11 protein-coding genes, 1 other RNA gene and 1 pseudogene are annotated in these 14,007 nt (G+C 72.0%); 4 read left to right on the top strand and 9 right to left on the bottom strand.

Annotated elements, in window-relative coordinates; translation table 11 throughout:
• The first annotated feature begins 14 nt into the window (after nucleotides 1-14).
• Nucleotides 15-1,331: an MFS transporter gene (locus tag ACIF9R_RS16755; RefSeq protein ID WP_399980122.1), complete on the top strand. Its 1,317-nt coding sequence runs from the start codon at nucleotides 15-17 to the stop codon at nucleotides 1,329-1,331.
• Nucleotides 1,332-1,427: 96 nt separating this feature from the next.
• Nucleotides 1,428-2,438 carry a LacI family DNA-binding transcriptional regulator gene (locus ACIF9R_RS16750; RefSeq protein WP_399980120.1) on the top strand — a complete coding sequence of 337 codons (1,011 nt, stop codon included), beginning with the start codon at nucleotides 1,428-1,430 and terminating at the stop codon, nucleotides 2,436-2,438.
• Nucleotides 2,439-2,492: 54 nt separating this feature from the next.
• Here ACIF9R_RS16750 and ssrA read toward each other — a convergent pair.
• The 5 genes from ssrA to ftsE all read right to left on the bottom strand — a co-directional run bounded on the left by ssrA (nucleotide 2,493) and on the right by ftsE (nucleotide 6,414).
• Nucleotides 2,493-2,896, bottom strand: a transfer-messenger RNA (tmRNA) gene (ssrA, locus tag ACIF9R_RS16745).
• A 102-nt stretch (nucleotides 2,897-2,998) separates the two neighbouring features.
• Nucleotides 2,999-3,478: an SsrA-binding protein SmpB gene (gene smpB / locus ACIF9R_RS16740; protein WP_399980117.1), complete on the bottom strand. Its 480-nt coding sequence runs from the start codon at nucleotides 3,476-3,478 to the stop codon at nucleotides 2,999-3,001.
• Nucleotides 3,479-3,549: 71 nt separating this feature from the next.
• Nucleotides 3,550-4,710, bottom strand: a complete 1,161-nt coding sequence (locus ACIF9R_RS16735) for a S41 family peptidase (RefSeq protein ID WP_399980116.1) — start codon at nucleotides 4,708-4,710, stop codon at nucleotides 3,550-3,552.
• A gap of 67 nt (nucleotides 4,711-4,777) precedes the next feature.
• Nucleotides 4,778-5,695 (bottom strand): permease-like cell division protein FtsX, encoded by a 918-nt coding sequence (gene ftsX / locus ACIF9R_RS16730; protein ID WP_399980113.1) that lies wholly within the window; start codon nucleotides 5,693-5,695, stop codon nucleotides 4,778-4,780.
• 29 nt (nucleotides 5,696-5,724) lie between these two features.
• Nucleotides 5,725-6,414, bottom strand: a complete 690-nt coding sequence (ftsE, locus tag ACIF9R_RS16725; RefSeq protein ID WP_399980111.1) for a cell division ATP-binding protein FtsE — start codon at nucleotides 6,412-6,414, stop codon at nucleotides 5,725-5,727.
• Nucleotides 6,415-6,726: 312 nt separating this feature from the next.
• On the opposite strand from ftsE, the gene ACIF9R_RS16720 reads away from it, so the two are divergent.
• Nucleotides 6,727-6,921: a hypothetical protein gene (locus ACIF9R_RS16720; protein WP_399980108.1), complete on the top strand. Its 195-nt coding sequence runs from the start codon at nucleotides 6,727-6,729 to the stop codon at nucleotides 6,919-6,921.
• A 120-nt stretch (nucleotides 6,922-7,041) separates the two neighbouring features.
• On the opposite strand, the gene ACIF9R_RS16715 is transcribed toward ACIF9R_RS16720, so the two are convergent.
• The 4 genes from ACIF9R_RS16715 to ACIF9R_RS16700 form a co-directional block, all read right to left on the bottom strand.
• The gene (locus ACIF9R_RS16715; RefSeq protein ID WP_399980105.1) at nucleotides 7,042-7,734 is read right to left on the bottom strand and encodes an LPXTG cell wall anchor domain-containing protein; all 693 of its coding nucleotides are present in this window, start codon (nucleotides 7,732-7,734) and stop codon (nucleotides 7,042-7,044) included.
• A 301-nt stretch (nucleotides 7,735-8,035) separates the two neighbouring features.
• Entirely contained in the window at nucleotides 8,036-9,142 is a 1,107-nt protein-coding gene (gene prfB / locus ACIF9R_RS16710; protein ID WP_399980102.1) for a peptide chain release factor 2, read from the bottom strand.
• Nucleotides 9,143-9,383: 241 nt separating this feature from the next.
• A complete protein-coding gene (locus ACIF9R_RS16705) occupies nucleotides 9,384-10,628 on the bottom strand; it encodes a serine/threonine-protein kinase (RefSeq protein ID WP_399980100.1) in 1,245 nt (414 codons plus the stop codon).
• A 109-nt stretch (nucleotides 10,629-10,737) separates the two neighbouring features.
• The gene (locus ACIF9R_RS16700; RefSeq protein WP_399980098.1) at nucleotides 10,738-12,402 is read right to left on the bottom strand and encodes a serine/threonine-protein kinase; all 1,665 of its coding nucleotides are present in this window, start codon (nucleotides 12,400-12,402) and stop codon (nucleotides 10,738-10,740) included.
• 364 nt (nucleotides 12,403-12,766) lie between these two features.
• On the opposite strand from ACIF9R_RS16700, the pseudogene ACIF9R_RS16695 reads away from it, so the two are divergent.
• Nucleotides 12,767-13,432: pseudogene (locus tag ACIF9R_RS16695) on the top strand (FHA domain-containing protein); the annotation flags it as partial.
• Between the last annotated feature and the right edge of the window lie 575 nt (nucleotides 13,433-14,007).

Raw genomic sequence — 14,007 nt, 5'->3', positions numbered from 1 at the left:
GCGACGGTGGAGCCATGCCTCAGCCGACCTCCCGGGACACTCCCCTGTTCACCGTCACGGCCGACACCCTGGTCGCCGTCGACTTCGGCCCGCGCACCCGCGGCGAGCCCCGCACGAAGGGCCCGTACCGCCGCCTCTTCGCACGGCCCGGCGCCCGCGCCTTCACGGCGGGGAACCTGATCGCCCGGCTGCCGATGGGCATGTTCAGCGTGAGCGCGGTCGTGATGATCGCCGGAACGCGGGGGTCGTACGCCCTGGCAGGCGCCGTCACCGCGACGGGGCTGGCGGCGACGGCGGTGGTCGCGCCGTGGACCGCTCGCCTGGTCGACCGGTACGGGCAGGCCCGTATCGCCCGGCCGGCCACGGTGCTCGCCGCGCTCGGCTCCCTCGCGCTGCTGCTCTGCGTACGGCACGGTGCCCCCGACTGGACCCTCTTCGCCTCCTACGCCGCCACCTCCACCACCCCCAATACCGGCGGCATGTCCCGGGCCCGCTGGACGCATCTGCTGAAGGGGGACCCCGACGCGCTGCACACCGCCAACTCCTTCGAGCAGGCCGCGGACGAACTGTGCTTCATGCTCGGCCCGGTGCTCGCGGCCTTCCTGTGCACGGCGTTCTTCCCGGAGGCGGGCACGCTCGTCGGTGCCGTGCTGCTGCTGACGGGCGTGGTGCTGTTCACCGCCCAGCGGTCGACCGAGCCGCCGGTCGTGCGGCGTTCCACCGCGCGGGCGCCGCTGCGGGCACCCGGCATGCGACCGCTGCTGGCGGTGTGCCTGGCGACGGGCGCGGTGTTCGGCTCGATGGAGGTCGTGACCCTCGCGTTCGCGGACGAACAGGGACACCGCGCGGCGTCCGGCGCAGTGCTGGCGCTCCAGGCGGCCGGTTCCTGTGCGGCGGGGCTGCTGTACGGGGCGATGCGCCCGGCCGGGTCCGCGCGGTCCCGGCTGCCATGGTGCCTGGCCGCGATGGCCGCGTTGATGACCCTGCCCCTGCTCGCGGCCGGCCTCACCGGCTCGCTGCCGGTTCTCGCGGCCACGCTCCTGATCGCCGGGACGGCGACCGCCCCGACGATGGTCACCACCATGACCCTGGTGCAGCAGCGCACCCCCGAGGGCCGGCTGAACGAGGGCATGACCCTCGCGGTCACCTGCCTGCTCGGCGGGATCGCCTGCGGCAGCGCGGCCGGCGGCTGGACCGTGGAGCACGTCTCGGCGACGGCCGGGTACGGCGTGCCGGTGACGGCCGCCGCGGCGGCTCTCCTCGTCGCCCTGGGGGCCCTGATCCCGTTCGGGTCGTCGAACCGCTCCACCGATTCCCGCGCACCCCATTGACGACCACAGGCCCCGCACATACCTTCACCCGTCGAAGCGCTTCGAAAGCGCTTTCCCCCCACGGATGGCAGTGCACAGTGCCAGTGAGGACCCTCCATGGTGAAGATCACCGATGTGGCCCGGCGCGCCGGGGTCTCCCCCAGTACGGTCTCGTACGCGCTCAGCGGCAAGCGCCCGATCTCCGACGCGACCCGGCGCCGGGTCCAGGCGGCCGTGCACGAGCTGGGCTACCGGACGGACGCCGGCCGCTCCCGGGCGGGCCGCCGGTCCAAGGTGCTGGCGCTCGCTGTCCCGATGCGCTCCGGCATCCATGCGCCGGTGATGACGCGGTTCGCGCTGTCGGTGGTCACCGCCGCCCGCGCACACGACCACGATGTCCTGCTCCTCACCCAGGAGGACGGCGAGGAGGGGATCCGGCGCGTCACCGGGACGGGCCTCGCGGACGCGGTGATCGTGACGGACGTCCAGCTCCAGGACCCCCGGCTGCCGCTGCTGCGCGCCCACTCCTTACCGTCGGTGCTGATCGGCCTGCCCGCCGAGCCGGAGGGGCTGACCTGTGTCGACCTGGATTTCCGGGCGGCCGGTGAGCTGTGCGTCGAGCACCTGGCGCGGCTCGGGCACCGGGTTGTGGCGCTGGTCGGCTCGCCGCCGGAGGTGTACGTACGGCGGACCGCGTTCGCGCGGCGGCTCGTGGAGGGCTTCACCGCGGCCGCGGACCGGCACCGGCTCACCTCCACCGTGCGTCCGTGCGGCACCGGCCGGGACGCCGCCCGCGCGATCGCCGAACGGCTGCTGAGCGACCTTCCCGCACTGACCGCGCTGGTGGTGCACAACGAACCGCTGCTCGACCCGCTGACCGACGCCTTCGAGCGGCTGGGGGTGCGCATCCCCGGCGATCTGTCCCTCACCGCCGTCTGTCCGGCCGCGGTGGCCGCATCGGCCCGCACACCGCTCACCTCGGTCGCCGTCCCGTCCGCGGAACTGGGCACCCGCGCGGTGCGGCTGCTGATGCGGAAGCTGTCCGGCGCTCCCGTACCGGGGACCACCCTGCTGCCGCCGCGGCTGACGGAACGGGCGAGCACGGCACCGCACGGAGAGGGAAGGTAGGGCATGACACAGGCCCCGCCGCTCGAAGCGACGGGGCCTGTGCCCACATGGGATGAGTGGAGATGGCGGGAATCGAACCCGCGTCCAACGGTGCGGAATCAGGGCTTCTCCGTGTGCAGTCGACTGTGCATTTCTCGGCCCCGGAGATCACGCCGACAAGTCTCCGACGGGCTCAGTCACTGTGTGGTTTCCCTCTTCACCCCGTGACCGGGATCAAGGTTTAGTCCCCTAGCTGATGCCAGGATCCGGGTCGGGAACATCCCCGGGCTGACACTCCCTTAAGTAGGGGAGCCGCTGCTCGCTACCTGAAGATCAGGCAGCGAGGGCGAGCTCGCCCTGGGAGACAGATCGCTTAGAATTGGCGATTGTTTTTTTCGGCCTGTGGTTTACGAGATCATGGCCGCTTCCTCGACACGCTTCCCCTGCTTCGACAGCCGCTGTCGAAACCGATCATCCCCATGTTTTTTTCTCAAGGTACGCACCCTCTGTGGGGTGCAGTGCCATCGTACGTGACCAACACGGGTCGGTGCCAGCGTATTCCCCGGCCCCTCCGCGCGGGCCTACGCCCGCTGCTTCCTGCGGGCCGCCGAGATCGCCCGGTCGGTCTCGCGCCGGTCCTGCTTCTCCCGCAGTGTCTGCCGCTTGTCGTACTCCTTCTTGCCCTTGGCCAGCGCGATCTCGACCTTCGCACGGCCGTCCTTGAAGTACAGGGCGAGCGGCACGATGGTGTGCCCCGTCTCCTGGGACTTGGACTGCAGCTTGTCGATCTCCGCGCGGTGCAGCAGCAGCTTGCGCTTGCGCCGCGCGCTGTGGTTGGTCCAGGTGCCCTGGCTGTACTCCGGCACGTGCACGTTGTGCAGCCACGCCTCGTGGTCGGACAGCTGAACGAAGCCGTCCACCAGCGACGCCCGTCCCTGGCGCAGCGACTTCACCTCCGTGCCCGTGAGGACCAGGCCGGCCTCGTAGGTGTCGATGATGAGGTAGTCGTGCCGCGCCTTCTTGTTCTGCGCGATCAGCTTGCGCCCTTTTTCCTTAGCCATAGTGCCGCCATTTTCGCACTACGGAGGGGGTCCGCGGAAAGCCGATTACCGACCGTGCGCCGGGGCCCGTCCTACCGGCCGAGTCCGCTGAGGACCGTCTCGGCCCGCTGGAGCGCCTCCTTGTCGGCCTCCAGGTCGGGGGTGAGGCCGCGGCCGTCGACGTCCCGGCCGGAGGGGGTGCGGTAGTGGCCGACGGTCAGCTCGACGACGGAGCCGTCGGGCAGCGTGGCCGGCATCTGGACCGATCCCTTGCCGAAGGTGCGGGAGCCCACGACGACCGCCCGTCCGCGGTCCTGCAGGGCGCCGGTGAGAAGCTCCGCCGCGCTCATCGTCCCGCCGTCGACGAGCGCGACCAGGGGTCTGGTCGTGTCGCCGCCGGGTTCGGCGTGCAGGGCGCGCTGCTCACCGTCGACGTCGTACGTGGCGACCAGGCCGCCGTCGAGGAAGGCGGAGGCCACGGTGGCCGCCTCGGCGACCAGCCCGCCGGAGTTGCCCCGCAGGTCGAGGACGATCCCGGCACCGGCCGGGGCCCGCCGTACGGCGGTGCGGACCTCCTCCCCGGATCCCCTGGTGAAGGCGCCGACCCTGATGACGGTGACGCCGGAGTCGAGCGCGCGGACCGTGACGGGGTCCCGGGACAGCCGGGCCCGGCGTACGGTCTCGTGCCACGCGCGCGTGCCGCGCTCCAGACCGAGGCGGACGGTGGTGCCGGCGCTGTCGCCCGCGGTGTCGCCGCGCAGCAGGGAGACGACCTCGGTGACCGGACGGCCGTCGACCGGTTCGCCGTCGACGCTGCGCAGCCGGTCCCCCGCGCGGATGCCCGCTGCGGCGGCGGGCGTGTCGCCGCCCACCCTCGTCACCTCGATCCGGCCGTTCCGCTCGCGGGCCCACAGGCCGACCCCGGTGTAATGGCCGTCCAGGGACTCCTCGAACTCCTCGTACTCGCCCGGGGAGTAGACGGCGGCCCAGCGGTCCCCGCTGCGGCTGACGGCGCGCTGGGCGGCCTCCATGGGGGACGTGCCGTCGGCGGCGGCCTCCTCGACCACTCGGGCGACCTCCGCGTGGTGGCCCACGGGGGCGGTCGGAGGCGCTCCTTCCGCCGTGTCCCCGGGGTCGGCGCCGGGGAGGCTGCCGGTGGCCGCGCCGGCGACCAGCACGCTCGCGAACACCAAGGTCAGGGCGGCCCCGCGGCGGATACGGCGGGGCCGGCAGAACAGGGCGCGACCTGACATGCCGGTGAGTCTAGGACAACGCGAAGGGGCGCACGGCCGGTTGCCCGCACGCCCCTCTTGGCAAGAGTCACACCTTCAGGTACTTGCGCAACGCGAAGAACGCGGCCAGGGCCGGCATCAGCAGGCTGGTCGCGAGAATCAGCGGAAGCTTCGTCAGTACGGCGTCCCAGCCGATGAAGTTGATCAGATTCAGCTTCTCGGACAGGGCCAGTCCGTGGTCGATGATGAAGTACCGCGCGACGATCAGGAATCCGCACGCGAGCGTGCCGCCGATGAGCCCCGCGACCGCGGCCTCCATGATGAACGGCGCCTGGATGTAGAAGCCGGAGGCGCCGACCAGCCGCATGATCCCGGTCTCGCGCCGGCGGCTGAACGCGGACACGCGCACCGTGTTCACGATCAGCATGAGGGCGACGACCAGCATGAGCGCCATCATCGCGAGGGCAGCCAGGTTCATGCCTTCCAGCAGCCCGAAGAGGTTGTCCAGGATGCCCTTCTGGTCCTGCACCGACTGCACGCCGTCCCGGCCGTCGAAGGCGGTCGCGATGACGTTGTACTTCTCCGGGTCCTTCAGCTTGATGCGGTACGACTCCTGCATCTGGTCCGGCGTGAGAGAGCTGGCCAGCGGGGAGTCGCCGAACTGCTCCTTGTAGTGCTTGTACGCCTCGTCCTGCGACTCGTACGACACCGAGTCGACGACCGACATCTTCTCCAGGTCGGTCTTGATCTGACCCTTCTGGTCGTCGGTCACCGCGCCCTTGGCGCAGCTGGGGTCGGACTCGGCGTCACTCTTGTTGCACAGGAAGATGGAGACGTTGACCTTGTCGTACCAGTAGCCCTTCATCGTGTTCACCTGGTCGCTCATCAGGAGCGACCCGCCGAACAGGGCGAGCGACAGGGCGACGGAGACGACGACGGCGAAGGTCATCGTCAGGTTGCGGCGGAGACCGACGCCGATCTCCGACAGGACGAACTGGGCGCGCATGGCGTCTGATCAAGCCTTTCCGTGGAGCGTCAGTGCTGGTAGCCGTAGACGCCGCGTGCCTGGTCGCGGACGAGACGGCCCTTCTCCAGCTCGATGACGCGCTTGCGCATCTGGTCCACGATGTTCTGGTCGTGCGTCGCCATCACCACGGTTGTGCCCGTCCGGTTGATCCGGTCGAGCAGCTTCATGATGCCGACGGAGGTCTGCGGGTCGAGGTTGCCGGTGGGCTCGTCGCAGATGAGCAGTTTGGGCCGGTTGACGAAGGCCCGCGCGATGGCGACGCGCTGCTGCTCACCACCGGAGAGTTCGCCCGGCATGCGGTCCTCCTTGCCGCCGAGCCCGACGAGGTCGAGCACCTGCGGCACGGACTTGCGGATCTCACCGCGCGACTTGCCGATGACCTCCTGCGCGAAGGCGACGTTCTCGGCGACCGTCTTGTTCGGCAGCAGGCGGAAGTCCTGGAACACGGTCCCCAGCTGGCGCCGGATCTGCGGCACCTTCCAGTTGGAGACGCGGGCGAGGTCCTTGCCCAGGACGTGCACCTGCCCGTGGCTGGCCCGCTCCTCGCGGAGGATCAGCCGCAGGAAGGTGGACTTTCCGGAGCCGGAGGAACCCACGAGGAAGACGAACTCGCCCTTCTCGACCTCCAGGGTCACATCCCTGAGGGCTGGACGGTTCTGTTTGGGGTAGACCTTGGACACATTGTCGAATCGGATCACGGATGCACCACGGGTAGCCGGGGGTAGATGAGCGTGACCTTACGCGACCCGGGGAGCCGAGCGCAGGCACCGCAGGGGGTTACGTAACCCTTACGCCCTTTTGTTTCCTGTCCCGGATGCGTACAGCACCCCAGGGGCGCGGGGAACCGCGCGACCGGCCCCCACGCCGCCGCAGTCGCGCAACCACCCGAATCCACCCCTTCCGGGCCACCCTGCGCAGCCCCCGCGGGAACCTGGCACAGTGGGGAGGGGGAACGTTCACGCGAACGTGGGCGTTGTCTCAACTGGAATCGGTGCGAGGAGGGCGAGCGCATGACGTACGACCGGCTGGTGTGCGCGAACTGCGCCGCGCCCGTGAGCGAGGGCCGGTGCCCGGTGTGCCGCGCGAACCGCGAGCGGCTGCAGCAGGAGAACAACTTCTTCGCGGGGCTGAACCCCCTGATGCTGATCGCCCTCCTGGCGGTGCTGATCGCGGCGGTGGCGCTGCTCGCCCAGCAGACCGTCTGAGCCCGCCGCCCACGGCGGGGCGGGGCAGGAACGGGAACGGAACGAAGGGCCCGGAACGCGAGCGCGTTCCGGGCCCTTCGTCCTACGTCATGTGCACGGTGCGTGCACGCGCGGCCACCGTCAGGCGGCGGCGCCTCCGCGGCCGGTCATCAGGCGCGGCAGCACCCGGAAGCCGATACCGCCGGCGATCATCGTGGCGGCGCCGATCACCAGGAAGGTCATCTCGGCGGCACCGGTCTCGGCGAGTTCCTTGCCGTTGCCCTGCGCCGAGGTGGCCGGGACGTCGTCGCCGGTGTCGGTGAGGGACGAGGAGCCCTCCTGCTGCGGCGAGGTACCGCCGTCGGGGTCGGCGGCGTTGCCACCGTTGCCGTTGCCATTGCCGTTGCCCGGGGTGGTCGGGTCCTCGGAGGGCTCCTCGACGGGGTCCTCGCCGCCGGGCTCCTCGCCCCCGGGCTCCTCCCCGCCAGGCTCCTCGCCCCCGGGCTCCTCCCCGCCGGGCTCTTCCCCGCCGGGCTCTTCCCCGCCGGGCTCCTCCCCGCCGGGCTCCTCACCCCCGGGCTCCTCGCCGCCAGGCTCCTCGCCGCCAGGCTCCTCGGGGCACTCAGGGCCGGTGCCCACTTCGCAGCCCGGTTCGCCCTCACCCGGGTTCTCCCCGTCGAGGCCGACACCCACCCCGAGGCCCGCGTCGTTCGCCTCGGAGCTCACGCCGATCTCGAAGGCGGAGGCGGCGCCGGCCGCCGTCAGCGAAGCACCGGCCGCGATCACGGCACCGGCCGCGATCCGAGCGACACGGATCCGCGTCTTCTTGGTCATGTGGTTGCTACCCCCAGTAGCTCATCGTCAGTGAGGCGGCGCTCGGGGCCGTGATCAACGGAGTGCGATGAAGCGCCCCCGGTTCACATGCGCCCCGGAGATACGCATGCCACTCTTCACCCTTCCCATTTTCCAAAAGAACGTCAAGGCCGTTGCGTACGCGATGTCCCGCTACGCGCGCTTTGCGGAACCAGGAAGCCGCGACTGTGACATAAAACCCGGAGACCCCGACACAGAAAGGCAACTGCCACCCAGCGGGCGGCAGTTGCCTTGTCGACAAATCGGCGTTCGTGCGGGGAGGTTACTTCTCCTGCTGCTTGCGCCAGCGAATCCCGGCCTCCAGGAAGCCGTCGATCTCGCCGTTGAACACGGCCTCGGGGTTGCCGACTTCGTACTCCGTGCGCAGATCCTTGACCATCTGGTACGGGTGCAGCACGTACGAACGCATCTGGTTGCCCCAGGAGTTGCCGCCGTCGCCCTTGAGGGCGTCCATCTTGGCCTGCTCCTCCTGACGGCGCCGCTCCAGCAGCTTGGCCTGGAGGACGTTCATCGCGGTGGCCTTGTTCTGGATCTGCGAGCGCTCGTTCTGGCAGGAGACCACGATGCCGGTGGGGAGGTGGGTGAGCCGCACCGCGGAGTCGGTGGTGTTCACGCCCTGGCCGCCGGGGCCGGAGGAACGGTAGACGTCCACCCGCAGTTCGGACTCGTCGATCTCGATGTGGTCGGTCTGCTCGACCACGGGGAGGATCTCGACACCCGCGAAGGAGGTCTGGCGGCGGCCCTGGTTGTCGAAGGGCGAGATGCGCACGAGGCGGTGGGTGCCCTGCTCGACGGAGAGCGTGCCGTAGGCGTAGGGCACCTGGACGGAGAAGGTGGTCGACTTGATGCCGGCCTCTTCCGCGTACGACGTCTCGATCAGCTCGGTCTTGTAGCCGTGCTGCTCGGCCCAGCGCAGGTACATCCGCTGGAGCTTCTCGGCGAAGTCGGCGGCGTCGACGCCGCCGGCCTCCGCGCGGATGTTGACGAGCGCCTCACGGGAGTCGTACTCGCCGCTGAGGAGCGTGCGGACCTCCATCTCGTCCAGCGCCTTCCGTACCGCGGTGAGCTCGGACTCGGCCTCCGCGCGGGTGTCCGGGTCGTCCTCCTCCTCGGCCATCTCGAAGAGCACGGCGAGATCGTCGATCCGGCCGCGCAGCGCCTCGGCCTTCCGCACCTCGGCCTGCAGGTGGGAGAGCTTGCTGGTGATCTTCTGCGCCGCCTCCGGGTCGTCCCACAGGGAGGGCGCGGCCGCCTGCTCCTCGAGCACGGCGATGTCTGCCCTCAGCCTGTCGAGGTCCAGGACGGCCTCGATCGACTCCATGGTCGAGGAGAGGGACTTCAGCTCTTCGGATACATCGACGACTGCCACGCCCTCCAGCGTAACGGCTCCGCCGGGCGGCCCACGCAGGGTGGCGTGCACGGGCCCGACGGGCGGGTGCCGGGTGCGGGCCGCCTGGGGGGTGCGTGCCGGTTGCGGGGTGGGGTGCCGGGCTCTTCGCGCCTCCGCCGCCCCTTCCCTTCCCGTCCCTGGAGGCTGCGCCCCCAGACCCCCGTTCGCGCCCATGCGGCGGAGCCGCGCATCGGCACAGCCCCGCGCCCCTGAGGCGCCCCTAGGGGGTGGCCGGTGCTGTGGTCCGGGTGTCATGCGGTGGGCTGGAGGGGTCGTCGGAGGTGGCGAGCCAGGTGGTCACTCCTGCGGCTGTCAGGATGGCCGCCGCTGCCGCGAGGGCGAGGCGGCGTCTGCGGGTGACCGCGCGGTTGCGGGCCGAGCCGGGGCGGGGGGCGCCGGCCGCGCGGGGCGCGCGGGCCGTGCCGCGGGCACCGCCGGCCAGTTCGTCGGGGGCGGGCACCCTCATCGACGTGTGCGTGTCACGGTTGGAGTCGGACGGCTTCGCGCCGGGCACCAGCGGGACCGCGCCACGGCGCCGCACCGGCTCCCCCACGGCCCGGGAGGCACCGGAGGCCGGGACGGCCTCGCCCGCCTCCTCCTCCGGCTCGGTGTCCGGCTCGTCCACGTCCAGCGGCGGCATCCCCGCCAGCATCGGCAGCAGCTCCCGCAGCCGGGCGCCCAGCTCGGAGGCGCGCAGCCGGGACGCCGGGGCCTTCGCCAGGCACTGCACCAGCAGCTGCCACAGCTCGTCCGGGATGCCCGGCAGCGGGACGACGGTTTCGGTGACGTGGCGGCGCAGCACCGCGCCCGGGTGGCCGCCGCCGAACGGTGTGAAGCCCGCGAGCAGCTCGTACAGGACCGTGGCGAGGGCGTAGATGTCGACCGAGGCGCGCGGCGGCAGGCCCTCCACGATCTCCGGCGCCAGATAGTCCGGCGTACCGATGATCTTCGTGGCCCGGGTGCGGCGCGGGGTGTCGATGAGTTTCGCCACTCCGAAGTCCGTGAGCAGGGCGCGGTGCGAGCCACCGGGGCCGAGCGGGCCCTGCATGTCCAGCAGCACGTTCTCCGGCTTCACGTCCCGGTGCACGACGCCGGCCGCGTGCGCCGCCGCCAGCCCGTCCGCGACATCGGCGACGATCGCCACCGCCGCCTCCGGTGCCAGCCTGCGCTCCCGGTCGAGGCGGGTGCGCAGGTCCGTACCCCGGACGAGGTCCATGACCAGTGCGAGATCGTTGCCGTCGACCACCAGGTCGCGTACGGACACGATGTGCGGGTGTTCCAGGCCGAGCAGCGCCGTCCGCTCCTGCACGAAGCGGCCGACGAGCTCCTGGTCCGAGGAGAGATCCTCACGCAGCAGCTTGATGGCGACGGGCCCCTCGGGGCCCTCGCCCAGCCACACCGTGCCGGCGCTGCCCCGCCCGAGGATCTGGTGGGCGGTGTACCGGCTGCCGATTCTCCGTGCCAAGACTGCTCCTACCGACGCGTGTTGTCGCCAAAGCTACGCGTCCGGGGAGCCGGCCTTCACCGGGGATACGGAAATCGACCCCCAGGTGTCGACAAATCAGCAAACAGGCTCAGGGTGCCGAGGGCTCGTCGGGACCGCCCAGGTCCTCGATCCAGCCCGTCACCGAGCCGAACCAGTCGCCGAGCTGTTCCCAGTAGCCCTTGCCCGTGCCGATCCAGCCCTGGAGCGGACTCAGTTCCCAGATCAGCCAGCCCGCGACGAACAGGATGACGACGGTGAACAGGCATCCCTTCAGACAGCCCAGTCCCGGGATGCGCATCGGGTTGGCACCGCGCTGCCGGGGCGGACGCGGCTCCCGGGGCGGACGGGGTTCCCGGGCCGGACGCTGCGGCTCCGGCGGCGGGGCGTACCGCTGCGGCTGGGGCCGCTGGGGCGGGGCGTACTGCTGCGGCTGGGGCTGCTGCGGGTAGCCGTACCCCGGGCCGGGCTGCGGCTGGGGCTGCGGGCGCCGCTGGGGCTGGGGCTGCGGGGGCCGCTGGGGCTGGGCGACCTGCCGCTGGGGGCGGCGGCGCAACGGGTCCTGACCGGGGTCGAGGTACTGGACCTGGGTCTGCTCGTTGCGGTCGCGCGCCGCGCGGAGCTGGTTCTGCCAGGGGTGCGGGTCCTCGGGCCCCGGTGCGCCGGACTGCCCCGGCCGGCCGGGCGGCACCGGAGGCAGCACGGCCGTGGGGTCGGCGGCGCCGGCCGGTCCTCCGGTCTGCGGCAGGACACTGGTCACGCCGTTGGGGTCGTAGCCGCCCGCGCCGTGCGGCAGCACCTGCGTGGCGTCGGCGGCACCGGGGACGTCGGGCACCGGTGCCGGCGCCGGGTCGGGGGCGAGGAGCGCGCCCACGTTCTCCGCGGCGGAGATCTGCCCGGAGTTCGCGTGCACACCGATGCCGTCGGCGACGACCCGGAGACCGCGCCCGAGGTTCTCGGCGCTCGGGCGTTCGTCCGGGTTCTTGCGCAGACAGCGCTCGATGACCGTCCACAGCGGGTCGGGGACGGTGGAGGGGCGGCGCGGTTCGGCGCTCAGATGCTGGTGCAGTACCTCAAGGGCGGAGCCGCCGGAGAACGGCGGGCGTCCGGTGACCAGCTCGTACAGCAGGATGCCGGCGCCGTAGATGTCGACGGCGGAGGTCTGCGGGCGGCCCTCGGCGGACTCGGGCGCGATGTAGGCGGGGGTGCCGACGAACTCGTGGGTACGGGTCAGGCCGGGGGAGTCGGCGAGGCGGGCGATGCCGAAGTCGGTCAGCATCGGGTGCATCTGGCCGCCGGTCTGCTTCAGCAGGACGTTGGCGGGCTTCAGGTCGCGGTGCACCACGCCGTCGGCGTGGCTCGCGCCGAGCGCGTCGGCGATCTGCGCGGTCAGCAGGGCCGCGGCGACGGGCGTGAACGGGCCGTTCTCGCGGAGGTGGCGGTGCAGGTCGGGACCCTCGACGAGGTCCATGACCAGAGCCAGCAGATCACCCTCGACCACCAGGTCACGCACCCGGACGATGTTGGGGTGGGTGAGCCGCAGCAGGACCGAGCGCTCGCGCAGGAACCGCATCACGATGTCGGCGTCACTCGCAAGCTCCTCCTTGAGGACCTTGATCGCGACGGTCTCACCGGGCTGCCCGGGCACGGCCGCCTCGGCACCCGCGGTCTCCCGCTGGCGGGCACGCCAGACGGTGCCCGTGGCGCCGCGACCGAGCGGCTCCTCGAGCAGGTACTTGCTCCCTACCGGCCGCACGTCATGCGCTCCCTGCTGCTTGCTTGCTGGCGTACACCGTGGTCCACCCTGCTCCGGAATGTTCCGACCCACTGTAGTGCCGCCGCTCGGGATACCGGCCGGTCGACTTCGACGTTGTCTTCCTGGTGCTCTGGCTGCCGTTCCTCAGTGGGTTTTACGTACCGGTTCCCGCCGGTGTTCGACGGTTCGAAGGAAAGACGTTGCAGTCGGTCCGTTGGTTGCCGTGCGACGGACGTGACCGATCTCAAGTCGGCACAAAACGATCATCGGCTCGTCACTGGTCAGGCATTTTTACGGGCAGAGCCGACCAATCAAGATCATTCCTTGCCGGAAGGCGGGCGCGTTGTCGGTGTCAGGTGCGAGGATGCGTGCAGTACTGGCCGTACGTGCGCGTGTGGCGGTGGGGGAAGTCCGCGGAGGGGGACCGCGGAGCGGCTTCGTCCCCGTGTCGCGGGCGCCCGCGCAGAAGGGACCCCTGACGGCGATGCAGATCCGGCTGACCGTCGTAGACCCGCTGGGCCCCTCCTCCCCCGCGCGGGAGCGGGCCGCGAGCTGCGACGTGCTGGTCACGGCGCCCGCGGGCACGGCCCTGGCCGCGGTCGCCTCCGCGCTGGCCTCGGCGGTCTCCGGCGGCGACGGCACGTCCGGCTCCACGGGCACACCGGTGTTCTACGCCGGTGACCAGCGCCTCGACGCCCAGCGCTGCACGCTCGGCGAGCCGCCGCTGATCGACGGGGCGATGCTGGCGGTGGGCGCCCCGGGCGAGCCCGAGCCCCATCCCGAGCTGGACGAGGCCCCGACCCGGCTGCATGTCGTCGCCGGTCCCGACGCCGGCGGGGTGCATCTGCTGCACGGCGGCGAGATCCGGATAGGCCGCTCCGCCGACGCCGACGTCCCGCTCGACGACCCGGACGTCTCCCGACTGCACTGCGCGGTGACCGTCGCCGCGGACGGCCATGTCTCGGTCGCCGACCTCGGCTCCACCAACGGCACGACCCTGGACGGCCGCCGCGTGGGCCCCCGCCCGGTCCGCCTGGCCCCGGGGGCGCTGCTGCGCATCGGCGAGTCTGCGCTCCGCCTGACACCGGCGGCGGGACCCCACGCGCGGGCGGCGACGACACCGGACGGGGAGGGGCACGTCCGGGTGCCGGGACCGCGGGCGGGTGAGGGGGCCGCGGGCGGCGCCTCGGCCGCGGGCGGCGCCTCGGAAGGTACCGGGCCCTCCGGCGGCCCTGGGCCGTCCGGGTCGTCCGGGTCCTCCACGGCCTTCGGGTCCTCCGGGTCGTCCACGACCTTCGGGTCGTCCGGGTCCTCCGGATCCTCCGCGACCTCCGGGTCGTCCGGGACCTCCGCGACCTCCGCGACCTCCGGGACCTCCGGGACCTCCGGGGGTGCCGCGGACGCGCGGACCTCCGCGGGCGCCGAGGCACCCGGGACGCCCGGCCGCGCGGGAATCGCCAGGGAGACCCCGCGCGCCCGCGTGGAACCCACGGCCCCGCCGCAGGGACGAACCCACCACGCCTACGGCTCGGCGAGCCGGGCCGCGAACGACCGGCCGGCCGGCGGTCAGGTCCCGGGCGGTACGGCCCGGGACGGCAGGACACC

Origin of the sequence: Streptomyces sp. NPDC086080, assembly GCF_044540255.1 — a bacterium.
In the GTDB taxonomy this organism is placed as follows: Bacteria; Actinomycetota; Actinomycetes; order Streptomycetales; family Streptomycetaceae; genus Streptomyces.
This window is presented reverse-complemented; position numbering and strand designations above follow the sequence as displayed.

Excerpts from the sequence above, each read along its gene's own strand:
- ACIF9R_RS16755 (WP_399980122.1), top strand. The coding sequence starts at position 15 with ATGCCTCAGCCGACCTCCCGGGACACTCCCCTGTTCACCGTCACGGCC.
- ACIF9R_RS16750 (WP_399980120.1), top strand. The coding sequence starts at position 1,428 with ATGGTGAAGATCACCGATGTGGCCCGGCGCGCCGGGGTCTCCCCCAGT.
- smpB (WP_399980117.1), bottom strand. The coding sequence starts at position 3,478 with ATGGCTAAGGAAAAAGGGCGCAAGCTGATCGCGCAGAACAAGAAGGCG.
- ACIF9R_RS16735 (WP_399980116.1), bottom strand. The coding sequence starts at position 4,710 with ATGTCAGGTCGCGCCCTGTTCTGCCGGCCCCGCCGTATCCGCCGCGGG.
- ftsX (WP_399980113.1), bottom strand. The coding sequence starts at position 5,695 with ATGCGCGCCCAGTTCGTCCTGTCGGAGATCGGCGTCGGTCTCCGCCGC.
- ACIF9R_RS16720 (WP_399980108.1), top strand. The coding sequence starts at position 6,727 with ATGACGTACGACCGGCTGGTGTGCGCGAACTGCGCCGCGCCCGTGAGC.
- ACIF9R_RS16715 (WP_399980105.1), bottom strand. The coding sequence starts at position 7,734 with ATGACCAAGAAGACGCGGATCCGTGTCGCTCGGATCGCGGCCGGTGCC.